Origin of the sequence: Peribacillus alkalitolerans, assembly GCF_010882125.1 — a bacterium.
Classification (GTDB): domain Bacteria; phylum Bacillota; class Bacilli; order Bacillales; family DSM-1321; genus Bacillus_BN; species Bacillus_BN alkalitolerans.
The window spans coordinates 339,910-362,350 of record NZ_JAAGVZ010000003.1 but is presented as its reverse complement, the minus strand read 5'-3'; the positions used below and the strand labels follow the sequence as shown (position 1 = coordinate 362,350).

The window sequence follows — 22,441 nt, the reverse complement described above, 5'->3', positions numbered from 1 at the left end:
CCTTTTACAGCCATAGAAAAATCCCCTCCAAGTAGTAGTGCATCATCCATGATAAAATCATAGGCTTTTTACACTGTCTACTTAAAGGGGATAATACCATTTATCTAATATGTGTGGTCCTTTTAATATCAACTATTTCCCTTTTCTAATCTAAATATAACAAAAGGGTGGTTTTGTTTGTTTAATATTACTGCTGTTCAGCCAATTTTTTTTCGTTTAATCGTTCTTCCAATATATGAATCATATAAAGGAAATGGTCTGCTTCGCGCACTACGTGATCAGCTAACAAAGGATTAATAACACTTTTAATTTGACAAGTCTTAATGAGATCTAAGCCAGCTTGTTTGAAGGCCCTAAGCTCAGAAGTAGCATTTTCACTGTCTTTATTCATTTTTCCAATGATTGGATAGGTTGGATGTTTATGATACAGCATAGACTCAACATCTCTAGCCTGGCTAAGTAGTGTTTCGAAATCATCACCAAATTTACGAGCTGTATTGACTAAGTTTCTCTCTGATTGATCAAGTAAGGAACCAATAAACCTGGAATGTTCCATCATAATTCTTAGCCAAAAGACATTCTCATTAATGATGGCATCTTGAATAGGATCTAATATCCCTTTATTGAATTTTTTCAGAGTTCTCATAAAGTACTCTGCTTCACGAGCAACATGGTCTACTAACAAAGGAAAATTAAATCCGCTTACCTTGCAATTAACGATCAATATAAGTAGATTTCTTTTGAAATTCCGAAAACCATACACTAGTTCAATACTTTCTTCGTTTAATTTTCGCACTAGTTCAACATTGTGAGGAACTTGGTATGCCTTCTTTTCCTGTTGTTCAAAATAATGATAAAAACGATTTGTTTGTTGTATAAGCTGAGTATCTTTGCAATTAAAGCCTTCTCCTAAAAAAAGCGCATGTTCCTTCATGATTCTTAGCCAAAACTTATTTTCAGTAAGCGAACGCTCAATAAATAATTGTTCTGTAAGTGACTCTGGCTTTGGTGCAAACGATTCGGGTGCTATCAGCATTTGATTGTATTGGTCTTTACTTACATGACCAGGTATTTGAGGTTGATTTTGCATTTTATTCCTCCCTTCCGTCATATCATTACTAACTTATTTGATGAGTATAAAATATATGTTTTGGAATTTACTTTTTCGTAAAATTAATGTTTTTCTTAACTCATGAAGATAATAGGTTATATGTGTTCATATTCAGTTGACGTAAAACCAAAAGGTGTTATATAATCCGAATATGAAACCAAATGGTTTTATAATTTACTCAGTGGAACAGGAGATTTTACAATGGAAACACTTCAAGATATTAAAAAAACCGTTATTTTTGATGCACCTATAGAAAAGGTATGGGAGACTGTATCGACTGCAGAAGGAATTGCAGCTTGGTTTATGCCGAATGATTTCCAGCCTGAGGTAGGGCATGAGTTTCATTTGCAATCCCCATTTGGTCCATCCCCATGTAAAGTGGTAGAAATCGATCCACCAAATAGTCTGGAATTTACTTGGGATACCGAAGGCTGGTTTGTATCGTTTAATTTGAAGGAAGTAGAAGGAAAAACGGAGTTCACTCTGATTCATGGTGGTTGGAAACACCCTGATGAAATTCTTCCAAAAGCAAATCTTAAGAGTTCTGAAGTACAAAACAGAATGGATCATGGATGGACTGCAATCGTGGAAAAATTACGAAAGGTTGTAGAATAAGGTGTTTTCATCATCAGCACACAAGCATGATGTTTTTCAAGCTATTGCTGACCCCACTCGTAGAGAAGTGCTGAGGTTACTTTCAGAGAAAGAATTGCCTATTTCCGAAATTACCTCACATTTTCCAATAACCCGTACTGCAGTAGCCAAGCATCTTCACATTCTTTCTGAAGCAAAGCTTGTCAGTGGTACAAAGGTTGGAAGAGAAAAAATCTATCAATTGCATCCAGAACCGTTGACCGAATTGAAACAATGGCTAGAATACTTCGAGCAATTTTGGGACAATAAACTTTCTATTCTTAGACATTTGGTGGAAGATTCGAGGGATAACGATGTAATGGAAATTGGTAAACGGAAAATTTCTGAAGAATAAAAAAGGCCAAAAATGGCCTTTTTTATATTTTACATAATATTCAGTATATTGATATGATAGATAATGGAAGATTTTTCTTAGGAGGAAAAATGGAATGAATTTTAGAATCGAAGAAAAAAGTGCATTCACTATCGTAGGAAAAGGGATTCGAGTATCGACAAATAATGGGGAACAAAATATACGAATTCCAAAATTCTGGGATGAATCGTATGAAAATGGTTTTTGTCAAAATCTAGCTTCTAAAGCTGGTGAGCTAGGCATAATTGGTGCATGTAAGGATTTTGATACCAGTTCAGGCGAATTCACATATATGATCGCAGCGGAGAAAACGGATGAGAATGCTTCACTAAATTTGGAAGAAAGTGAAGTCCCAGCCTCGACATGGGCCATTTTTGAATCAATAGGACCGCTACCAGCAGCGATACAAAAAGTATGGCACAATATTTACTCCGAGTGGTTCCCTACATCTGGCTATGAGCATGGGGTAGGACCAGAGCTTGAAATCTACTATCCTGGCAATCCAAGTGACGAAGATTACAAAAGTGAGGTTTGGATTCCTGTCAAAAAAAATAGAGTAGGGAGGCAATAGGATGGTGCCACAAAGAGTCAGTTTACTAACGATTGGAGCATTTAATTTACCATTACTTCGTTCTTTTTATAAGAGTTTAGGTTGGGAAGAAACTGAATTTAGTTCTGATACGTATGCGGCTTTCAAGACAGCAGGAGTCATTCTTTCCATTTTTCCTATTGAAGAATTAGCGAAGGATGCTGGGATTGTTTTTAGTCATTCAGTTGAATCATACCGTGGTGTGACTTTCGCAATTAACGTGGATCATCCAGAACAGGTAGATTCGACGATGGAGTATATAAACGAACTTGGCGGCAAAATTTTGAGGGAACCAAGCGATGCTTTTTGGGGTGGCAGAACAGCCTATTTCAGTGACCCTGAGAATAATCTTTGGGAGGTTGCCTGGAACCCAACAGCCGTATTTGACGAACGTGGTGCAATGATTTCCTTTTAACAAACGATTTTAATTAAGTATATAAAACTAAAAAGTAGTAGTTTGGAGGTATAAATCGCAATGATTTGGTACCTCCCTTTTTGCATTTAACGGGATTTTGCCTTTTATTAAAGAATTAGCATGTTAATTTTTAATCAAGTAAGAGCTATTGTTACCTATTAAACGATTAGGAATACGAAGAAGGCTTAGGAAAGTGATTAATTAAGGTAAGTTAATGTTGGATGTAGAACAATGACATTTAAATGATGAATATCATTAATGACTTTAATAGATATTCATTGTAATACTAAACAAAGTAATATCCTGATTATCAATGAAAGAAGTGGTTATTTTGAAAAACATTCTAGTACTAGGTGGAGTATCATTTAATTTAATGGTTCATGTTGATGATTTCCCCCAACCTATTGCACAAACCATCCATTCTATTAAGTATTATCACGAAACGCTTGGTGCAACAGGTGGAGGAAAAGCACTAAACCTAAATAGACTTGGATTTAATGTTAGTTTATATGGAATAATTGGGAAAGACGATTACGGGGACAAAATTGTTTCGTATTTTAAACGTGAAGGAATATCTTTTTATTATGATGTCAGCTGATGTTATCCAGTTTAGTTCTGAAAATAATCCAAACTATAGAGATACAATGAAAAAACTTTTGGCAGACGGTAAAAAACTTATCATTTGCACCCATGGGGATAAAGGTTCAACCACTTTATCCCATGCTGGTTGGATTGAAACCCCAGCATTAAAATATGAAGTAATTGATACAAATGGAGCTGGAGATGCTCATTTTTCAGGGATTCTATATGGCTCAACAAAAGGTTATGAAATAGAAAAAACATCCAAAATAGCTTCCATTATTGGAGGTATGGCCGTCACGTCAAAGGAATTAGCTTTTAATGACCTTTGCAGTGAAAAAGTGGAGGAAGAATATAAAAGATTATTTTTTTAATTTTTTTAAATGCTTTTTACCTAATTATTTATATAAATAAACTTTGACTTGAAGATTTGAATCAATGGTTGCAAGTAATATTTCTGAAATTTCAACGTTGTGGTTGGTTTTAATATTCGTTCTAAGCCAGGCCTCGTCTTTTCCAATTCGATTTAATTCTGCTTGTTCTATTTTGCCTTCTTCAATAATGGTTTGTGGAAGGCTAAAGGGTTTAGTAGGAATTCCCATATCTGTTGGTGTTACAGATTCATATTGGGTTTTTAGAAAAAAAGAGATTGCTCCATCAGGCTCCCATAAAGCAAGTGCAACCTTTTGTATATCATCAATTTTTTCTTTCCGTGAATGAGATAATAAATAGTCGATTGAAATTCGTGCCTTTGTCAGATTTCGATAGTTGATTTGTCCATCTTGTATTAATGGGAAAGGTTGTGGATCAATGAAGCTTCTGAACTTTTTCCATTTCAGACTTAAAAAGACATGTAATATATATAAAAATACTAAAACACTCGTTGTAGTCATTGAACCCTTCAAGCCTAAACCTTCATCAGACAATGGATGAGCTAGGATATTTCCAATAACTAAGGCCATGATAAAATCGAGCAATCCTAGCTGTGATATGGATCTTTGCCCCATAATTTTGGCAGCAAAAAGTAAAAAATAGTAAGCCACAACTGCTCTTAATATCCACTGAAAAATTGTGAGAGATTCTTGACTGTGAAAAAACTCCATCTAACAAAACATCCTTATTTTGAAAAATTTCTAGAAGATATTAATTAGTATTGTCCGCTCTTTTATGAATATGAAAAATAAAATATTTTAGCTATATACGCCTCAAGTCTTAGTTTAGTTTACATTCCGAGGTCAATAGAATGAATAAGAAGGAAAATGTATGATTATGCTTGAGTAAGATTCTTTTTCTTACAGATATGAAACCCATTCCACATACATACGTATGTTTAGTAAGACATTATGTCAGGAGTCGATTTAAGATGAATCCATTTGTAGCATTCTTTTTAAAAATACTGATTGTCACCCCGATAGCTGGAACGGTATGGCTAGTGAATATTGTGGCATTCGATCAATCCTTTTGGATGTCGTCTGTTAATGCCACCTTAAGTGCAATCATCACATATTGGATTAGTTCCATTTATTTAAAACGAAAATTTTTAAAATTACACCGTATCTCCGGAAAAGAATATGCCTATATCAAGAAAAACTTGAAGGAAGCGAAACCTAAGCTTTTTAGGTTACAGAAGTCATTGTTAAGGATTAGACATATTCCTTCTTTAAAACAGAGAATAGAACTGATTCGAGTTACGAAAAAAATTTACAGTTTGACAAAAAGAGAGCCTAAACGATTTTACAAGGCAGAGCGGTTTTATTTTTCCCATCTAGATTCCGCTGTTGAGTTAGCTGAAAAATACGTATTTTTATCAGCCCAACCTAAAAAGAACAGCGAATTGGATCATTCCTTGAATGAAAGTAGACGTTTGTTGGACCAACTTTCAAAATCGATTGAAGAGGATTTGTATCAAGTTCTTTCAGATGATATCGATCAGTTAAATTTTGAAATAGACGTTGCGAAATTTTCTATTAAAAACAAAAAAGATTCTAAAATAAATGAAGAAAGCTGGAGATTGAAATGAACGAAAATAAACCTACGAGTACTTCAGACCTAATGGATGATTTACTTTCAAATCCCTTTGGAGACAGTGGAAAGACCCCGAGTCTCCACACGGAGGAAGCGAAGCCTGTTAAATTGATTGACGTCCTTCCTGAAGAAAATCGGGCAAAGGCTTATCAGCTAGCAGCTCAGATTGATCCGAAAAATCATGAAGCAATGATTTCTTATGGAACGCCTGCTCAATCTAAGCTATTGTCCTTCTCAAATACAATGCTTGAACATGTTCAAAAGAAAGATGTAGGTCAGGTTGGGGACATCATTAACGATTTAATGAAGAGGTTAAGTGATGTGAATCCGGATGATTTAAAGGCGGAAAAACCTTCTTTATTGAAGCGGGTATTTGGGAAAATTCCTGGCTCTGTGCAAGAGGTCCTTTCGAAATATCAAAAAACTGGCGCACAAATCGATCGAATAAGCGTGAAGCTGGAAGGAAGTAAAAATTATCTGTTATCTGATATTGGCATGCTAGAAAAGCTCTATGTAAACAATAAAGAGTACTTTCAAGCGTTGAATGTGTATATTGCTGCTGGGGAATTAAAGCTTGAGGAATTGCAACAAGTGACGATTCCAGCTCTTCAAAAGCAAGCAGAAGCTACGAACGATCATATGAAATTCCAAGAAGTGAACGATATGATCCAATTTGCTGACCGTCTGGATAAACGTTTGTACGATTTGAAACTAAGCAGGGAAATTACGATTCAAAGTGCTCCTCAAATTCGCTTGATTCAAAATACAAACCAAGCGCTTGTGGAAAAAATTCAGTCGTCCATCATGACAGCAATCCCATTGTGGAAGAACCAAGTGGCGATTGCCTTGACCTTGCTTCGACAGCATCATGCAGTGGAAGCGCAGAAGAAGGTATCCCAAACAACGAATGAGCTATTACTGAAGAATGCAGAAATGCTAAAAACGAATACCATTGAAACTGCACGGGAAAATGAGCGTGGACTTGTTGATATCGAGACATTGAAGAAAACGCAGGAAACCTTATTATCGACGCTGGAAGAAACACTGCGCATCCAAGAGGAAGGCCGTATGAAAAGACGCCAGGCTGAAAATGAACTCGCTTCGATGGAGAGCAGCTTGAGACATAAGTTGTTAGAGATTAAAGGGGAATAAAGAGTGTGAAACGACAGTGAGAACTGTCGTTTTTTATTTTGGGTGGGCTAAAGAAGGGTGAGATATCTGGCTGAATTAGTAGGTAGAGCGAGCTTATACCTTAAAATATTCAGATTGGAAGAGCAATTTTATCCATCGAAAATCTCAATTATCAATCGGTTGGGTCCGTTTATCCTTCACTTTAAGGTAAAATACCCTTCACTTTTGGAAATTTATCCTTCACTTTTTGGAGAAAATGAAAAAATACCCACTTTTTTATTCGGATACCCATCTTTTAATCACTTTATCCACTGAATTCACCGGATATCCATCACTTATTTGAAAGGCGATTCACCACTAGTTTTGATGGAATGCGATCAACCAAGCCTAAAATGAACTGGCAACGATAGACATAAGTTGAAGAGTTTGAAATTTATTCATTCATTTAGAAAGGTACATAATTTTATCCCGATGTTTTTTGGTAGTTATATATTACTATTTACTATTCTAGGATAATTTACTTATCGAACGTGATTTACCAATTTAAATACGAATTACTCTCAAACCTCACAATATGTGGGGTTTTTAAAGTTATAAAAAGTCCGAATAATCCGAATTTTATTGTTCGATTATTATCGATGATATAATATCAAAAATACAGTTGTTTATCTAAGGGGGACACTTATGGAGGCCGAACAGTTGAAGAAAAACATTGGATTTTTTGTTGGAACTAGTTTAGTAGTTGGGACTGTAATTGGCTCAGGGATCTTCATGAAGCCTGGTATTGTTTTAGAGGCAAGTGGGAATTCAACGATGGCACTTTTAGCTTGGCTGCTTGGAGGGATCATTACTCTTGCTAGTGGCTTGACAATAGCTGAAGTCAGCACAAGAATTCCTAAAACAGGGGGGCTATACGCTTATTTAGAAGAAGTGTATGGAAAAGTTTGGGGCTTTTTATGCGGATGGGTGCAAACCCTTATCTATGGGCCTGCGGTAATGGGAGCGCTAGGTTTATATTTTGGTACTCTAGTAGTTGGTTCCTTTCATCTTTCAGCTTCATATGCAACAATAATCGGTATTGGTACAGTAGTGTTCTTAGGTTTGTTAAATATTCTAGGGACTAAGTATGGCGGGATGATTCAAAATATATCCACTGTCGCAAAATTAATTCCAATCTTTGCTATTGCTATCTTTGGAATTACCTTTGGGGATGCTCCCGTTTTTAATATTGAAAGCGGATCAAGCGCACAATCGTTAAGTATGGGTGCTGCCATTCTAGCAACGCTATGGGCGTATGATGGCTGGATCAATGTTGGGTTTATGGCTGGTGAAATGAAAAATCCGGCAAAGACTTTGCCGAGAGCAATCATTACAGGTATTTTAATCGTTATGGTAGCTTACCTATCTGTCAATGTGGCGATTCTTCATGTATTGCCTGCAGACCAAATTGTAGAATTAGGACCGAATGCAGCAACAGCAGCGGCGACCATTTTATTTGGGGATGTAGGTGCAAAAATAATCGCTATCGGAATTATGATATCGATTTTCGGTTGCTTAAATGGTAAAATTTTCACCTTCCCAAGGATTCCATTCGCCATGGCAGAAGATGGTCTTTTACCAGGATCAAAGAGTCTATCAAAAGTGCATTCAAGATTTAAAACTCCAATGAATGCCACTCTTTTACAGATTGCCATCGCAATTGTGATGATGTTGTTAACGAATCCTGATAAACTTTCAAATCTAGCCGTATTTTCAGTTTTTATCTTTTATGGACTAGCATTTTATGCGGTTTTCCGTTTACGTAAAAGTAATCCGGAAGCAAGTACTTATAAAGTTCCTCTTTATCCGATAACACCCATTATTGCAATTATTGGTTCCATTTATATTATCGTTAATACTTTAATTGATAGCCCGATTGATTCATTAATTTCAATTGTGATAGGAATCTTAGGTCTTCCTGTTTATTGGATCTTGACAAAAGAGTCCCGAAATACCAATCTAAAACAAAAAAAATCAGCCTAAGGGCTGAATCAAATCAATAATCAAAACCGACCGATTATGAAAATATCTCGGTCGGTTTATTTTTTTTTATTTTTTTGGTAAGAACATAGAATAGGCATAATATTGTGGATATTGAAAAGCTTAGCCAAATAGAAGAAAGGCTCCCAATTTGTACTTTAAATAGGAAACTAGTTATTAATCCGAAGAGGGAAAAGAATGGAATAACCGACGAAACCTTCCCTTTGCTATAAAGAATGACTAACATAGGTGTAATGATAGAGGCGTAAATACCTCCAAAGAAAAATAATAGTTCCAGTAAAGTCGGAGATAGAATCATTACTATCATAAATAAACCAATACAAAAAAGAGCATTCACACTATAAGAATAGAGGAGTAATTTACGAACGGTTGTTTTTGGAAAGATTTCTTTAATAATATTTTTGACAACTAATACACTAGTAGAATGCAGCTCTGCATTTAAGGTAGATGTTAATGCACTAATACAAAATAGGATAAATAATATAAACAAAAAGCTAGAATTAATTTTATGAATTAATAAGTATAAGAGGGCTTGTTTATCATCAAAGCTTCCACTAAAGATGGCAATCATTAGCATGGATGAAAGGGCAATGGGAATGGTAGCCCATATAATACCAGAAAGAGTGAATGTTAGTTGGACTCTTTCTTTTTTGAACATATATAGCCTTTGCCAGGTTGCACGGTCAATGAGTACTTGACCAAATCCAATTAGGGCAGCAGTAACAATAAAGTATATAGAGTCGTAATTTTTATAATAGAGTAAATATGGATGGTACAATTTAATTCCTTGGTAGATTGGGAGAACGCCTTCTTGAATGAAAAAATAAACAGGTAATATGATGGCAGTCGCAAAAATTAAAGTTACATGTAGTCCAGCTAGCTGATGCATCCTAATCATCCCACCGAGACCAGAGAGAATAAAACAAAAAGCAAAGAAGAATAGAAGCGTGATGGATAGTGGAACAGGGAAAATCATATGAAATAAAATGGCTGCCCCCATTGCTTGTACAAACATTGAGTCCAGACTTGTAAACAGTAGCAAGCCAATCATGTACCAATAGCCTCTAGGATTCAATTTCTCTCGTAGTATGTCTCCAATCGTCTCCAAATTAGGGTAGTGCTTTCGTACATATTTAGCTACAAATCCAAATAAGATGAGGGCAAATGCACCCATTAAGGAATAGCCGATTCCACCAGTTATCCCGTATTTAATTAGCGATTCGGGAGAGGAAAGGATGGTATTCCCCGTAATCCATCTAGAAAGTAAATGTACAATACCAAATCCAACTGTTAATTGAATGCCTCCATGTATATAGTGGCCATATTTAAGCTTTTTCACTGTTTATCCCCTCTTGGCGAAAATCTCTAGGTGACTTACCGGTTAGTTTACGGAAAAGTTGGCTAAAGTAGTGCTGACTATTAAACCCACACTCCTCTGCAATGGAAAAGATATTCCAATCAGGATGGACCTTTAACATTTCTTGAGCTACTTGAATGCGATATTGATTTACATAATCGGAAAAACCAATTCCCACTTCATCTTGGAACTTTCGACTTAAATAGGAGGGATTGGTATGGATTTTAGAGGCAAGATAGGTTAAAGAAATTTTTTCTTTATATTCTTTCTGGATGATGGAAAGAGCTTGTTTAATAGAGTCTGAATAATGCTCAATATGTTCATACTTTTTAAGTACATTTCTTAAATCCTCTTCAATTAAGGGTTTGGTTATATAGTCCACTACTTTAAGCTTGATTGATGTCCTTGCATATTCAAAATTTTGGTACGCAGTTAATATAACAAACTCCATGTTTGGGTAAAGCCTCCGCAATTCCATTCCTAATTCTAAACCGTTTTTTCCAGGTAAATGAATATCTAAAAAGACAAGATGGATTTCATTATTTGCTACAATTCGTATTGCCTTTGAAGCATCAAAGGCTTTGAAAATGTTCCAATTCGGATGTTTAAGATGGATTAAATATTCTAGTTGTTCCAATTCGAGCGGTTCATCATCTACTAATAGAATGTTCATGGATAAATCCCTCACTTTCAATTCTTGCTTTATGGGAAGGGTCATTTTTCTTCTTACGTGGCCATTTGGCGAGAACAGAAGTACTCTCTAACTCATGAACGATTTGTAAGGAGATGTCTTCAGGAGAGTATAAAAGCTCCAATCGTTGTTTAATATTTTCTAATCCTACTCCACCTTCACTATTTAATAGTTCCTCTCGTTCACTTAACGAGCTGTTCCATACATTTAAGTGAATTTTATTGTCTTCTTCAAATATCTCAATCTTTAATCGTGCTTTTATGGCATATCTTTCAAAAGAGTGCTTAAAGGCATTTTCAACCAATGTCTGTATCAAAAAGGGAATGATTGTTTCACACATTAATGATGTTGGAACATTTATATGATAGGAAAGTCGGTCTCCAAATCTCAATTTTTGTATTTCTAAATAATATTCCGTATACTTCAGTTCTTCCTCGATGGGAATCAAAGATTCAAGCGATCGGTATTTGAATTTTAGAAATTTAGATAACACTTCTATAGAACGGATAAGATCTTTTTTACGATCGAGTCTAGCTAAACTCAATATAATATTTAATGTATTAAAGAAAAAATGAGGCTGGATTTGTTGGTTGAGCTGGTTATATAAAGCTTTTTGAAGGTCTTGTTCTAATGCCATTTTCCTAGTTTGGTTTTGAAGTAAGTCAATGCGTTTTTCGAAAATAATTAAAAATAATAGTGTAAATGCACCTATCAGTGGAGCGAGCACACACAACAGCACATATAGTGAAAAGCTTTCGAATGTATGCATGTCAGTCCACTCCTTTAATCAAGAGAAGAAGGGAAGTACCCTTCTCCTGCAATATATCCTTCTATTATATTATAAAATTTAAAATTATTTGAGAATAGGATTATATTTCTAAATGACAGCTAATTTGGTGGGATGCTCCAACCTGTCTTAGTTCCGGCTCCTCTTTTCTACAACGTTCTGTAACATAGGGACAACGAGTGTGAAAACGGCATCCTGCTGGTGGATTGATAGGTGATGGTACATCCCCACTTAATAATATCTTTTCTTTTCTAACGGTAATATCAGGGACAGGAATTGCTGAAAGTAAGGCTTTTGTATAAGGGTGTCGGGGTGAATCAAACAAGTCTTTCTTATCAGCAATCTCGACTATTTTTCCTAAGTACATGACCATTACTCGGTCTGAAATATGTCGGACCACGCTTAAATCATGTGAGATGAATAGGAAGGTTAGCTTCATTTCCTTCTGAAGCTTCTTTAACAGGTTTAAGATTTGAGCTTGGATGGAAACATCAAGTGCTGAAACTGCTTCATCACATATGATTAATTTAGGATTAACGGCAAGTGCACGTGCAATTCCGATTCGTTGTCGTTGTCCACCGCTAAATTCATGTGGGTACCGGTCTAGCGCATCTTGTGGAAGGCCAACATAACCTAATAATTCAAGCATTCTCTCTTTTCGTTTTTCTCTTGGTAACACCTTTTGAATCGCCATTGCTTCATTTAATATTTGCTTAATCGTCTGTCTTGGATTTAATGATGCGAATGGATCCTGGAAAATAACTTGTAAATCTCCTCGAACCGATCGAAGGTCTTTTTTATTCAACGTAACTAGATTTTTCCCATCGAATATGATATTTCCTGCTGTTGGTTCATCTAGACGGAGAATGGCACGTCCGGTTGTTGATTTACCGCATCCTGATTCACCCACAATACTGAGTGTTTCACCTTCGAAAATCTTAAATGAGATATCATCAACTGCTTTAACAAATGATTTTGGCTTAAAAAGAGAAGAATCCTTTATAGGAAAATACTGTTTTAAATGTTCCACCGTTAATAGAACTGGAGTTTCTGATTTTTCAATTATCGTTTTCATAGTTTCCACTCCTTAGACCACTTGTTCAATCCAATTTTCTGTGTGTACCCAACAACGGACACTGGAGCCATCTTCGCTTTTGATTAGGTCCGGTTCTTTCTCTCTACATATATCTGATGCAAGCGGGCATCGAGAGGCAAAATGGCAACCTATTACCTTTTCATATGGACTTGGAATGTTCCCTTTAATGGTAATTAACTCTTCCTGATCCTCATGAATTTTTGGCAGGGAATCTAGTAAACCTCGGGTATAAGGATGCTTTGGGTTGGTAAATAGGGCTTCTTTTGAAGCGTATTCTACAACTTTACCAGCATACATGACCGCAACTTGGTCACAAGTTTCTGCAACGACTCCAAGATCGTGGGTGATGAGCATCACACCCATACCTAATTTCTTTTGAAGATCTTTTATCAATTCCAGTATCTGTGCTTGTATAGTTACATCAAGCGCGGTAGTGGGTTCATCAGCAATAAGGACTTCTGGGTTACAAGCGAGAGCCATGGCGATCATAACCCTCTGTCTCATTCCGCCGCTTAACTGAAAGGGCTCTTGTTTAGCTCGTTTTTCAGGTGAAGGAATACCAACTAATTTCAACATTTCAACTGCTTTTACCCAAGCTTCCTTTTTCCCCAATTTTTGATGAAGGCGAATTGCTTCGGAAATTTGCTCTCCAACACTAATGACAGGATTCAATGAGGTCATTGGTTCTTGGAAAATCATCGAAATTTCATTTCCGCGTATTCTTCGCATTTCTTTTTCTGGTAATGATAATAGATCTTGTCCTTTAAAATTAATAGATCCATCGACAATTTGTCCGGGGGGGGATGGAACTAATCGTAATATAGAAAGAGAAGTCATACTTTTGCCGCATCCAGATTCCCCAACAATTCCTAAAGTTTCTCCTTTGTGAAGGACGAAATCAATACCATCGACAGCCTTACTCGTTCCTTTTTTGGAAAAGAAGTAGGTTTTTAATCCTTTGACTTCTAGGACAACTTCTTTATCTCTCATGCATAAAACCTCCTAGTTCAACTCAATTCGTTTGTTGAAGAAACGATACAATACATCCACTAGTAAATTGACAAGCACGAATATAATCGATGCAATCAGCACACCACCCTGTACCATAGGTAAATCTCTCATTCTAATAGATTCAACGATTAATCTGCCAAGACCATTGATGGCAAAAACAGATTCGGTCAATACCGTTCCTCCTAGCAATGCGCCAAACTGTAGACCTACAACTGTGATGACAGGGATAAGAGCATTACGTAATGCGTGTTTATAAATGATCACTCGTTCTTGAAGTCCTTTTGCTCGGGCTGTTCGAACATAATCCTGGCGAATAACCTCTAACATACTTGACCTTGTCATCCGTGCGACAATGGCTGCTCCACCAGCACCGAGAGTCAGTGCAGGTAAGATAATGTGCTTCCAGCTATCCCATCCTGCAACAGGAAGGATCTGTAGTTTTACCGAGAAAATATACATAAGCATCAGTCCGAACCAAAAGCTTGGCAAGGAAATTCCAATTAATGCAACGAACATAACTCCAATATCAGAAAAGGAATAAGGTTTGATTGCAGAGATAATTCCAGCTCCCATCCCAATTACAACGGTAATAACTATACTCCAAAAAGCCAGTTCAATCGTAATCGGTAATCGGGTCATAATTTCATCCAGGACAGGCTGATTGTTCTTTAAAGAAACGCCGAAATCCCCAGATAAAATATTCTTCATATAATCCAAGTACTGAGCGAAAAGTGGTTCGTTTAAGCCTAGTTGCTCTCTCAGTTGTTCAATCGTTTCTTTTGATGCTCCTTCACCAGCTAGAATGACAGCAGGGTCACCTGGGACAAGCTGCATAATGAAAAATACAACAAATGTAACTCCAATCATGACAGGAATTAATTGTAGCAATCGTTTGAAAATGAAGATGAACATGTGATTTCCTCCAATCGTTATTTTTTCATCCGTGGATCAAGAGCATCTCGTAACCCATCTCCGAAAATATTAAAGCCTAGGACTAATACTGAAATGGTTAAGCCAGGGAATAAAGCCATATGGGGAGCGCTAAATAAAAAGTCTCTTCCGCTACTAAGCATCGTTCCCCATTCAGATGAAGGGGGCTGTGCACCAAGACCTAAGAAAGATAGTCCAGCCGCTGAAAGAATAGCTGTTGCTAAACGTAAGGTTCCTTGAACGATAATAGGAGACATAATATTCGGTAAAATATGCTTGAAAATAATGGTAGCGTCGTTCGCTCCTAAAGAACGAATCGCATCAATGTATTCCAATTTCTTCACTTCTAATGTCGAGCCACGTACGATTCTAGCAAAGAGAGGAACAGAAAAAGCTCCAACAGCAATGGTTACATTTATTAAGCTTGGACCTAGTGCACTAATAATAGCTAGGGCAAGAAGTATTCCTGGGAAAGCGAGCATGACATCTAGAATTCTACTAATGATAGAATCAACCCATTTTCCGTAATATCCTGCAATTAACCCCATCGTTATTCCAAACATCGCTCCAAAAAATACGGAAGCAAAGCCCACCCCCATCGACAATCGTGAACCATAGATAATTCGACTTAAAATATCTCTTCCTTTGTCATCAGTTCCCATCCAATGTTCAAATGAAGGAGGCTGCAGTTTGTTAGGTAAATTAATTTCATATGGATCATAAGGGGCTAAGATTGGTGCGAAAAGAGCAATTAACATATAAAAGGCAACAATGCATGCACCTACCATGGCAGCTTTATTTTGACTGATAGTCGAAATAAAGCTTTTCCATTTTTCAAGTTTTGGGTTGGACGGTGAACGTAAGGGAAAGGCATCTGCCTTTTTTACTTCCAATTCCATGTAAACTCCTCCTTTGAATAAATCCTTGATTTTTAATACTCAAATTAACAGGTCTTGGGAGAATGTAAATATTTTTAAAACAACAAGTAAAAATAGTTAAAAATATAGTAAATATTCTGAAAATATTAAGTTCGGGATTTTTTTATAATTCAAATAAGCAAGGCTCCATGAGATGCAGCATGAAGGATCACAATTAAAAAAGGGGGATAAAACATGAGTAAGAATGTAACAAAACGTTGGATGAAAGGATTCCTCATATGGGCAATTGTAATGCTCGTATTACAGGGATGTTCAACTGCCTCAACAAAAGAAGAGAGTACAAGCGAAGGAAGCTCAAGCGAAAAGAAAGGTGGGACACTTATTGTTACTCGTCTTTCTGATGCAACTAAATTAGATCCTCATTTTATTACCGATATTCCATCTGCAAACGTGGTCTACCAAAAGGTATATGAAACATTAGTTGCTCCTGATAAGAATATGGAGATTCAACCAAAGTTAGCAACAGTATGGAAGCAACTAGATGATGTTACCTGGGAGTTCAAGCTTCAAGAGGGAATCTCTTTCCATGATGGAGCCCCATTCAATGCTGAAGCTGTTAAGAAGACCTTTGATCGTGTGACAAATCCAGCTACTGGCTCACCACAAGCTGAAAAGTTCTCTATGATCAAAGAAACAAAAGTAATGGATGATACTACAGTACAATTTGTTTTGAAATATCCGTATGCTCCACTTCTTTCTATTTTAGCCAGTCAAGAAGGTAGCATTCTAAGCCCTAAAGCAATCGATGAAAATCCTGAAGGATTATCACAGCATCCAATTGGTACTGGTCCATTTGTTTTTGATGCATGGAAAACTGGTCAAGAAATTAGCTTGAAAAAGAATGATACTTATTGGGGGAAAGCACCTTCAATTGATGGGGTAGTATTTAAAGTCGTACCGGAAGACTCTACTAGACTAGCGATGCTTGAAACAGGGGAGGCACATATTACAGACCAAGTGCCTGTTGCGGAATTAGATCGAATTGAAGCTTCTAAAGGCATGGGCATATATCGAGCTGAAGGTCTTGCAGTTGAATACGTTGGATTCAATGTGAAGAAGAAACCTGTGGATAATGTGAAAGTTCGTCAAGCGATCAGTCATGCGATTGAACGGGAGGCTATTATAAGCGGGATATATAACAATGTTGGTACTCTTGCAAATTCAGCGATGAGTCCAAAAGTATTCGGTTATAGCGAGAATGTAAAACCATATGATTATGATGTGAACCAAGCAAAAGAGCTTTTAAAAGAAGCAGGTTATGAAGACGGTTTATCTCTAACTCTATTAACAAGTGACCGTAAAGAGAGAATCAGTATGGCAGAGGTCATCCAATCACAGCTAAAAGGCATTGGTGTTGACATTAAGATTCAAGTATTAGAGTATGGCGCATACATTGATGCTATTGATAAAGGTGACCATGATTTATTCATAGGTGGATGGGGGAACGCAACAGGTGACGGTGATTACAACCAATACAGCTTGTTCCATACAGCTTCACTTGGAGCACCTGGTAACCATTTCTACTATAGCAATCCTGATGTAGATAAAATGATCGAACAAGCAAGACAAGAGCAGGATCCTGAAGTAAGAAAGACCATTTATGAGCAGCTGTTGCAGAAGGAAATGGATGATGCAGTTTATATTCCAATCCGTAATTATGAGCACTTGGCAGCCCATACGAAAAGTGTAGAAGGTTTCTGGTTGAATGCAGCAAACTACCTAATGATTAATGAAGTAACAATTAAGTAATTAATAATATGGATAAAGGGGTACTCTATGAAGATAAATTCTTCTCTAGTACCCTCCATTATCCATACTTTTCTATGAAAATCTGAATTAATTAGGCTTTTAACAAATTTTTAAAGGGAGGAACAATCTATGAACACATTCTGGATAAAGAATATTTTAATAGAGACTGGATTTGTGGAGGAAGAAGGGCAAGTAATTAGAACGAAAACGGAACTTGCCCATCTCAAAGTTGAGGGAGGAGTCATTGTAGAAGTAGCCCAGATGGAACCAAATGATGGTATCAACTCGGTAGATGGTGAAGGGAAATTAGTGATGCCATCGTTACGAGATATGCATATTCATATTGATAAAACCTATTACGGAGGACCTTGGAAAGCTGTCAAGCCAGCACCAAAGGGAGTCCAATCAAGAATTGAAGAAGAACAAACGATATTGCCTCAACAATTGCCATTTGTACAAGAACGAGCAGAAAAAATGATTGAGTTACTGCTCCGAAATGGGCACACCCATATTAGAACTCATTGTAATGTTGACCCTGTCATTGGACTAAAAAATTTAGAGGCGACCGTTCATGCATTAGAAAAATATAAAGACTCCTTATCTTATGAAATTGTGGCATTTCCACAGCATGGCTTATTAAGAAGTGATTCCATCCAGCTCGTTCGTGATGCCATGAAAAATGGGGCTACTTTAGTAGGAGGTGTCGACCCGGCAACGATTGATCGAAATATCGAGAAGTCGTTATATACGATATTTGATATTGCAGTCGAATCAGGGAAAGGTGTAGATATTCACCTCCATGATCCAAATTCACTCGGTGCTTTCACCTTTGAAAGGATGGCTCATAATACAAAAGAAGCAGGATTAATAGGAAAAGCCACAATAAGCCACGGAAGTGCACTGGCTGATTTAGAACCTGAAGCATTAAAGGAAATGGTCTCGCTTTTAACTGATCTTGATATAGATGTAACCACGACTGTTCCTATTACTCGAACTACCATTCCAATCCCAACTCTAGATCGTCTTGGGATGAGGGTATCACTTGGTCATGACAGTATTACCGATCATTGGTCTCCATTTGGAACAGGGAATACTATGAATAAAATGTCGCTTTTAGCCGAGCGATTCCGTCAAATGGATGAAAAATCTTTAGCTTCTATTGTGAAATATGGGAATGGTGGCATTACTTTACTTAATGAACAAGGAGAGCGCAATTGGCCGAAGGTAGGAGATGAAGCATCTATGATTCTAGTGGATGCATCCTGTTCTGCAGAAGCCGTTGCACGAAGAGCGGAAGTAAGCAGTGTTTACTATAAAGGGAAAAAAGTAGAATCTAAGCTTTCAGAAAGAATGCCTATATCTTAAAGAGAGAGGGATATGAAATGAGTAGTGTGTTGTGGTTAAGAAACGTCCGGTTAGAGACAGGGATTAAGAAGTTTGAAGACGGATCAATAGAGACAGTAACAGAGTGCTTTGATGTAAAAATTCAAGAAGGAATAGTAGTGGAAAAACATGCACATCCCTATATTACTATTCCTTCAAATGAAAAAATACTGGATGCAAAGGGTCTATTAGGTTTACCAACATTCAAAGAAATGCATAACCACTTAGATAAAACATATCTTTCCCTCGATTGGAAATCATGCAAACCTGTAAGAAATCTTGAGCAAAGACTTCAGTATGAAGCGATGGAATTAAATGAACTAGCACCTACTACGAAACAACGTGCAAGTGCAATGATTGATCAACTATTATCAAATGGATCGACCCATATCCGGACACATGTCAATATTGACCCTTATATAGGGTTAAAAAACCTTGAAGGAGTTCGTGAAGCTCTAGAGCAATATTCAGATAAGCTTACATACGAAATTGTCGCTTTCCCTCAACATGGGTTGCTTCGTGATGACATGGGAACCTTAATGAAGGAAGCGATGCGTTCAGGGGCACATATTGTTGGTGGATTAGATCCTGCGGGGATTGATAAAAATATTGAAAAATCTTTATATGAAGTACTGAATCTAGCGACTGAATTTGATGCTGGAATCGATATTCATCTCCATGATGCAGGTCATGTCGGTTTTTATACAATTGATAAATTCGCAGAAATGGTTCGGGAAGCAAAGTGGTATCATAAAACTGCCATGTCACATGCTTTTAGTTTAGGAGATGTGCCTGTTGAACAAACTGCAGAATTAGCTGAAACCTTACGAGAAGTAGGCATGTCCATAATGTCTACCATACCTATAAATAGAAACATTCCACCAGTTGAGCTTTTAGATCAAAAAGGAGTAGCAGTTTACTTAGGCTGTGATGGTTTCTATGATTCATGGAGTCCGTTTGGAAACGGCGATGTTTTGGAGAAGTCCAATCGATACTGTGATCGTTTTAACCGGAAAGATGAAAAAACATTAGCTCATTCATTAAAATGGGCTACAGGTGGAATTACTCCTTTAAACGAGCAAGGGGAAGTTGTATGGCCATTGGAAGGTCATGAAGCAAATATTGTATTAGTAGAAGCGGCATGCTCAGCTGAAGCGGTTGCGAGATTACCAAAACGAGAGACTGTTATTTTTAGAGGAAAAGTAGTTGCCGGTTCAAATCATTAACATGTGCTAAGAAGCCCGCAGTTTTGTTGGGCTTCTATTCTGTATTTCGTGTTTTCTTTAAGTGGAGGTAAAAATGAAAAAGGTTTACGGTTGGCTCATCCTATGTGTCACCATCTGGGGAAGTAATTTTGTTATAGGGAAAATATTAGTGCAAGATTTTTCTCCTGCGGTTGTCACATCTATACGATTGCTTTTTATAACAGTATTTTTACTTTTTTTTCTATTCATTAAGGAAAAAACAATTTTCTTCTCACTAACTAAGAGAGATTGGGGATATGTGGGATTACTAGGGATAATAGGTATTTTTATCAACCAATGGTCATTTTTTATTGGACTAGAAACAGCCGATTCCACCACATCAGCAATTATTTTAGCGACCACTCCTGTATTTACTAGTATATTAGCCTTTCTATTTTTAAAAGAAAGAATCAATTTATCAACGATTTTTGGACTGGGGTTAGCCATAAGTGGAGTCTATGTAGTAACAAGTGCAAAAACTGGAGTTCTTTCATTGGATTCAGGTCTTTGGTGGATTACCCTCACAATGGTGACTTTTTCCATCATGATTATCATGACAAGATTTTTGACTTTACGAATCGATCCACTTATTTTAACGGTTTATTCCAATGTTATTGGTTTTTTGGTTTCTGTTCCTTTTATTTGGACTGATCAGGCATTTAGAGTGAGTAATAGAATTGATTTATGGCTATTGCTTATTATTTCTGGAATAATTGTTCATGGAGTCTGCAATCTGATATGGAACTACCAAATAAAAAATATTCAAGCTTTCAAAGCTTCTATGCTTTCAAATTTGGAGCCTTTTATTGCCATGGTTTCTGGATTTTTTTTGCTCCAAAAACCAATATTATTAACACAAGTTGTGGGAGCCATATTCATATTAATTGGCGTGTTTTTATCAACAAGAGAAAAGAAAGTATTTTTTAGAGGAGTCCAACAATGAAAAATCACCAATCTACTTCTTTGCAAGTCATACAATGGTTCGTCTTTTTATTAGCGAACTCAATTGCGCTACCTATTGTGATCGGCCATGTTTTCGGTTTATCTGGAGAAGACATTTCTTCTTTAATGCAAAGGACGTTCTTTATAGTAGGAATCAGTTCGTTTATTCAAGGGAAATTTGGTCACGGATATCCTATTGCTGATGGACCAGCGGGTTCTTGGGTAAGTGTTTTCGTTATATTAGCGGATATATCTTTTTCGCAAGGAGGAACAGGATCAGAGACCCTTCAAATTTTAGAAGGGGGGATGATGATTGCAGGTGTACTTCTGTTACTTTTAGGTCTTTCTGGAATGGTTCAGCGTCTTCTATTCCTATTTACTCCACTGGTTACCGGAACATTCTTATTAATTCTAGCCATTCAATTGAGTGGAGTTTTTATAGAAGGGATGATTGGAAAAAGCATTGCTAAACCGCCGATATCCTATGAAGTACCTCTCATTTCTTTTTCAGTCTTCTTATTGGTTGTTCTCCTTTCAACTGGGGGAAGGGGTTGGTTAAAAAGCTATGCAGTATTGATTGGAATAGGTGCTGGATGGTTGTTGTCCTTGATTCTAGTTGGTAGAGAAAGTGGCGTGTATTCTTCTAGGGGAGCCTTCATAAAAACTCCAGAGATCTTTGCATGGGGGCTGCCTGAATGGAACGTAGGTATGGTCATTACAGCTCTCTTATTTACTTTAATTTTGATATCGAATACCATTGCAGCCATACATGCTATGGACGATTCCTTACCATCTAAATCTTTTGCACCCACGAAGTTGAATCGAGGATCTTGGGCAGGCGGCATTTCTCATATACTTTCCTCCTCCTTTTCAACAATCGGGGTAGTACCACTTCCGGTAACAGCAGGATTTGTACAAATGACTAAACAATATAGAATCGTGCCTTTTCTTATTGCATGTGGTCTTTTGTCTTTCATATCTTTCTTTCCGGTAATTGTTCAATTATTAGCAGAACTACCAGTTTATGTCGCTAGTGCAGCATTATTAGCAACACTGATACAAATGATTGGAATTTCCATGAACAATATTACTAAAGAGCCTTTGAATCAAAGGAGAATTACCATACTAGGAGTAGCACTTCTCATGGGAATAGGGCTCATGTCCCTGCCAGATGGGACGATCAATGGTTTACCTGTCCTATTACAGTATATTCTTGGGAACGGTTTGCTTGTAGGAACGATGATAGCCATTATCTTTGAGCAGGTTTGGAAGTCTTGATAATAACATGTCAAAAGCAGGAGGAAGTCTCTCCTGCTTATTTAATTTGAAGGAGAAGTTTTAGGCTTCGGTAATTAATCTCAAACTAAAAGGATCGTTTAGGCCTTCATATCCTTCTCTTTCATTAGATTTTCAATTG

At 36.9% G+C, this 22,441-nt stretch carries 23 protein-coding genes; 14 read left to right on the top strand and 9 right to left on the bottom strand.

Annotated elements, in window-relative coordinates; all coding sequences use genetic code 11:
* Positions 1–187: 187 nt before the first annotated feature.
* A complete protein-coding gene (locus tag G3O09_RS06115) occupies positions 188–1,090 on the bottom strand; it encodes a DUF2935 domain-containing protein (protein WP_163100588.1) in 903 nt (300 codons plus the stop codon).
* A gap of 222 nt (positions 1,091–1,312) precedes the next feature.
* Between G3O09_RS06115 and G3O09_RS06110 the strand changes: the two genes are divergently transcribed.
* The 6 genes from G3O09_RS06110 to G3O09_RS06085 all read left to right on the top strand — a co-directional run bounded on the left by G3O09_RS06110 (position 1,313) and on the right by G3O09_RS06085 (position 4,074).
* The gene (locus tag G3O09_RS06110) at positions 1,313–1,726 is read left to right on the top strand and encodes an SRPBCC family protein (protein ID WP_163100587.1); all 414 of its coding nucleotides are present in this window, start codon (positions 1,313–1,315) and stop codon (positions 1,724–1,726) included.
* Position 1,727: 1 nt separating this feature from the next.
* Positions 1,728–2,099 carry an ArsR/SmtB family transcription factor gene (locus G3O09_RS06105; RefSeq protein ID WP_163100586.1) on the top strand — a complete coding sequence of 124 codons (372 nt, stop codon included), beginning with the start codon at positions 1,728–1,730 and terminating at the stop codon, positions 2,097–2,099.
* Between the two features lie 94 nt (positions 2,100–2,193).
* On the top strand, positions 2,194–2,688 hold the full coding sequence (locus G3O09_RS06100) for a GyrI-like domain-containing protein (RefSeq protein ID WP_163100585.1): 495 nt from the start codon (positions 2,194–2,196) through the stop codon (positions 2,686–2,688).
* Between the two features lies 1 nt (position 2,689).
* Entirely contained in the window at positions 2,690–3,121 is a 432-nt protein-coding gene (locus G3O09_RS06095; RefSeq protein WP_163100584.1) for a VOC family protein, read from the top strand.
* Between the two features lie 331 nt (positions 3,122–3,452).
* Positions 3,453–3,719: a PfkB family carbohydrate kinase gene (locus tag G3O09_RS06090; protein ID WP_163100583.1), complete on the top strand. Its 267-nt coding sequence runs from the start codon at positions 3,453–3,455 to the stop codon at positions 3,717–3,719.
* Entirely contained in the window at positions 3,667–4,074 is a 408-nt protein-coding gene (locus tag G3O09_RS06085; protein ID WP_163100582.1) for a carbohydrate kinase family protein, read from the top strand. The genes G3O09_RS06090 and G3O09_RS06085 overlap by 53 nt, the downstream gene beginning before the upstream one ends.
* A 24-nt stretch (positions 4,075–4,098) precedes the next feature.
* Here the strand turns inward: G3O09_RS06085 and G3O09_RS06080 are convergent, their stop codons facing one another.
* On the bottom strand, positions 4,099–4,803 hold the full coding sequence (locus tag G3O09_RS06080; RefSeq protein ID WP_163100581.1) for a DUF421 domain-containing protein: 705 nt from the start codon (positions 4,801–4,803) through the stop codon (positions 4,099–4,101).
* Between the two features lie 260 nt (positions 4,804–5,063).
* On the opposite strand from G3O09_RS06080, the gene G3O09_RS06075 reads away from it, so the two are divergent.
* From G3O09_RS06075 to G3O09_RS06065, 3 genes are all read left to right on the top strand, one after another.
* Complete coding sequence (locus G3O09_RS06075) at positions 5,064–5,720, top strand: 5-bromo-4-chloroindolyl phosphate hydrolysis family protein (protein WP_163100580.1); 657 nt, start codon at positions 5,064–5,066, stop codon at positions 5,718–5,720.
* Complete coding sequence (locus G3O09_RS06070) at positions 5,717–6,877, top strand: toxic anion resistance protein (RefSeq protein WP_163100579.1); 1,161 nt, start codon at positions 5,717–5,719, stop codon at positions 6,875–6,877. Before G3O09_RS06075 ends, G3O09_RS06070 begins: the two co-directional genes overlap by 4 nt.
* A gap of 663 nt (positions 6,878–7,540) precedes the next feature.
* Positions 7,541–8,878: an APC family permease gene (locus G3O09_RS06065; RefSeq protein WP_163100578.1), complete on the top strand. Its 1,338-nt coding sequence runs from the start codon at positions 7,541–7,543 to the stop codon at positions 8,876–8,878.
* A 34-nt stretch (positions 8,879–8,912) separates the two neighbouring features.
* Here the strand turns inward: G3O09_RS06065 and G3O09_RS06060 are convergent, their stop codons facing one another.
* From G3O09_RS06060 to G3O09_RS06030, 7 genes are all read right to left on the bottom strand, one after another.
* On the bottom strand, positions 8,913–10,235 hold the full coding sequence (locus G3O09_RS06060; RefSeq protein ID WP_163100577.1) for a sodium:solute symporter family transporter: 1,323 nt from the start codon (positions 10,233–10,235) through the stop codon (positions 8,913–8,915).
* The gene (locus G3O09_RS06055; RefSeq protein ID WP_163100576.1) at positions 10,222–10,926 is read right to left on the bottom strand and encodes a response regulator transcription factor; all 705 of its coding nucleotides are present in this window, start codon (positions 10,924–10,926) and stop codon (positions 10,222–10,224) included. Before G3O09_RS06055 ends, G3O09_RS06060 begins: the two co-directional genes overlap by 14 nt.
* The gene (locus tag G3O09_RS06050) at positions 10,904–11,713 is read right to left on the bottom strand and encodes a sensor histidine kinase (RefSeq protein WP_163100575.1); all 810 of its coding nucleotides are present in this window, start codon (positions 11,711–11,713) and stop codon (positions 10,904–10,906) included. Before G3O09_RS06050 ends, G3O09_RS06055 begins: the two co-directional genes overlap by 23 nt.
* Before the next feature lie 100 nt (positions 11,714–11,813).
* The gene (locus G3O09_RS06045) at positions 11,814–12,806 is read right to left on the bottom strand and encodes an ABC transporter ATP-binding protein (RefSeq protein WP_163100574.1); all 993 of its coding nucleotides are present in this window, start codon (positions 12,804–12,806) and stop codon (positions 11,814–11,816) included.
* Positions 12,807–12,818: 12 nt separating this feature from the next.
* Positions 12,819–13,817 carry an ABC transporter ATP-binding protein gene (locus G3O09_RS06040; RefSeq protein ID WP_163100573.1) on the bottom strand — a complete coding sequence of 333 codons (999 nt, stop codon included), beginning with the start codon at positions 13,815–13,817 and terminating at the stop codon, positions 12,819–12,821.
* A 12-nt stretch (positions 13,818–13,829) separates the two neighbouring features.
* Positions 13,830–14,750, bottom strand: coding sequence for a nickel ABC transporter permease (gene nikB, locus G3O09_RS06035; RefSeq protein ID WP_163100572.1), 921 nt, complete (start codon positions 14,748–14,750; stop codon positions 13,830–13,832).
* A gap of 17 nt (positions 14,751–14,767) precedes the next feature.
* Positions 14,768–15,667 carry an ABC transporter permease gene (locus G3O09_RS06030; protein WP_163100571.1) on the bottom strand — a complete coding sequence of 300 codons (900 nt, stop codon included), beginning with the start codon at positions 15,665–15,667 and terminating at the stop codon, positions 14,768–14,770.
* Between the two features lie 213 nt (positions 15,668–15,880).
* Here G3O09_RS06030 and G3O09_RS06025 point away from each other — a divergent pair, with 213 nt between their 5' ends.
* The 5 genes from G3O09_RS06025 (at position 15,881) to G3O09_RS06005 (ending at position 22,302) form a co-directional block, all read left to right on the top strand.
* Positions 15,881–17,455 carry a glutathione ABC transporter substrate-binding protein gene (locus G3O09_RS06025; protein ID WP_163100570.1) on the top strand — a complete coding sequence of 525 codons (1,575 nt, stop codon included), beginning with the start codon at positions 15,881–15,883 and terminating at the stop codon, positions 17,453–17,455.
* Positions 17,456–17,584: 129 nt separating this feature from the next.
* Positions 17,585–18,820, top strand: coding sequence for an amidohydrolase (locus G3O09_RS06020; RefSeq protein WP_163100569.1), 1,236 nt, complete (start codon positions 17,585–17,587; stop codon positions 18,818–18,820).
* Between the two features lie 17 nt (positions 18,821–18,837).
* Positions 18,838–20,064: an amidohydrolase gene (locus G3O09_RS06015; RefSeq protein ID WP_163100568.1), complete on the top strand. Its 1,227-nt coding sequence runs from the start codon at positions 18,838–18,840 to the stop codon at positions 20,062–20,064.
* A gap of 73 nt (positions 20,065–20,137) precedes the next feature.
* Positions 20,138–21,025, top strand: coding sequence for a DMT family transporter (locus G3O09_RS06010; RefSeq protein WP_163100567.1), 888 nt, complete (start codon positions 20,138–20,140; stop codon positions 21,023–21,025).
* Positions 21,022–22,302, top strand: a complete 1,281-nt coding sequence (locus G3O09_RS06005) for a purine/pyrimidine permease (RefSeq protein ID WP_163100566.1) — start codon at positions 21,022–21,024, stop codon at positions 22,300–22,302. Before G3O09_RS06010 ends, G3O09_RS06005 begins: the two co-directional genes overlap by 4 nt.
* The last annotated feature ends 139 nt before the right edge of the window (positions 22,303–22,441 follow it).

Excerpts from the sequence above, each read along its gene's own strand:
- G3O09_RS06115 (WP_163100588.1), bottom strand. The coding sequence starts at position 1,090 with ATGCAAAATCAACCTCAAATACCTGGTCATGTAAGTAAAGACCAATAC.
- G3O09_RS06110 (WP_163100587.1), top strand. The coding sequence starts at position 1,313 with ATGGAAACACTTCAAGATATTAAAAAAACCGTTATTTTTGATGCACCT.
- G3O09_RS06100 (WP_163100585.1), top strand. The coding sequence starts at position 2,194 with ATGAATTTTAGAATCGAAGAAAAAAGTGCATTCACTATCGTAGGAAAA.
- G3O09_RS06095 (WP_163100584.1), top strand. The coding sequence starts at position 2,690 with ATGGTGCCACAAAGAGTCAGTTTACTAACGATTGGAGCATTTAATTTA.
- G3O09_RS06080 (WP_163100581.1), bottom strand. The coding sequence starts at position 4,803 with ATGGAGTTTTTTCACAGTCAAGAATCTCTCACAATTTTTCAGTGGATA.
- G3O09_RS06075 (WP_163100580.1), top strand. The coding sequence starts at position 5,064 with ATGAATCCATTTGTAGCATTCTTTTTAAAAATACTGATTGTCACCCCG.
- G3O09_RS06070 (WP_163100579.1), top strand. The coding sequence starts at position 5,717 with ATGAACGAAAATAAACCTACGAGTACTTCAGACCTAATGGATGATTTA.
- G3O09_RS06065 (WP_163100578.1), top strand. The coding sequence starts at position 7,541 with ATGGAGGCCGAACAGTTGAAGAAAAACATTGGATTTTTTGTTGGAACT.
- G3O09_RS06055 (WP_163100576.1), bottom strand. The coding sequence starts at position 10,926 with ATGAACATTCTATTAGTAGATGATGAACCGCTCGAATTGGAACAACTA.
- G3O09_RS06050 (WP_163100575.1), bottom strand. The coding sequence starts at position 11,713 with ATGCATACATTCGAAAGCTTTTCACTATATGTGCTGTTGTGTGTGCTC.
- G3O09_RS06045 (WP_163100574.1), bottom strand. The coding sequence starts at position 12,806 with ATGAAAACGATAATTGAAAAATCAGAAACTCCAGTTCTATTAACGGTG.
- G3O09_RS06040 (WP_163100573.1), bottom strand. The coding sequence starts at position 13,817 with ATGAGAGATAAAGAAGTTGTCCTAGAAGTCAAAGGATTAAAAACCTAC.
- nikB (WP_163100572.1), bottom strand. The coding sequence starts at position 14,750 with ATGTTCATCTTCATTTTCAAACGATTGCTACAATTAATTCCTGTCATG.
- G3O09_RS06030 (WP_163100571.1), bottom strand. The coding sequence starts at position 15,667 with ATGGAATTGGAAGTAAAAAAGGCAGATGCCTTTCCCTTACGTTCACCG.
- G3O09_RS06025 (WP_163100570.1), top strand. The coding sequence starts at position 15,881 with ATGAGTAAGAATGTAACAAAACGTTGGATGAAAGGATTCCTCATATGG.
- G3O09_RS06020 (WP_163100569.1), top strand. The coding sequence starts at position 17,585 with ATGAACACATTCTGGATAAAGAATATTTTAATAGAGACTGGATTTGTG.
- G3O09_RS06015 (WP_163100568.1), top strand. The coding sequence starts at position 18,838 with ATGAGTAGTGTGTTGTGGTTAAGAAACGTCCGGTTAGAGACAGGGATT.
- G3O09_RS06010 (WP_163100567.1), top strand. The coding sequence starts at position 20,138 with ATGAAAAAGGTTTACGGTTGGCTCATCCTATGTGTCACCATCTGGGGA.
- G3O09_RS06005 (WP_163100566.1), top strand. The coding sequence starts at position 21,022 with ATGAAAAATCACCAATCTACTTCTTTGCAAGTCATACAATGGTTCGTC.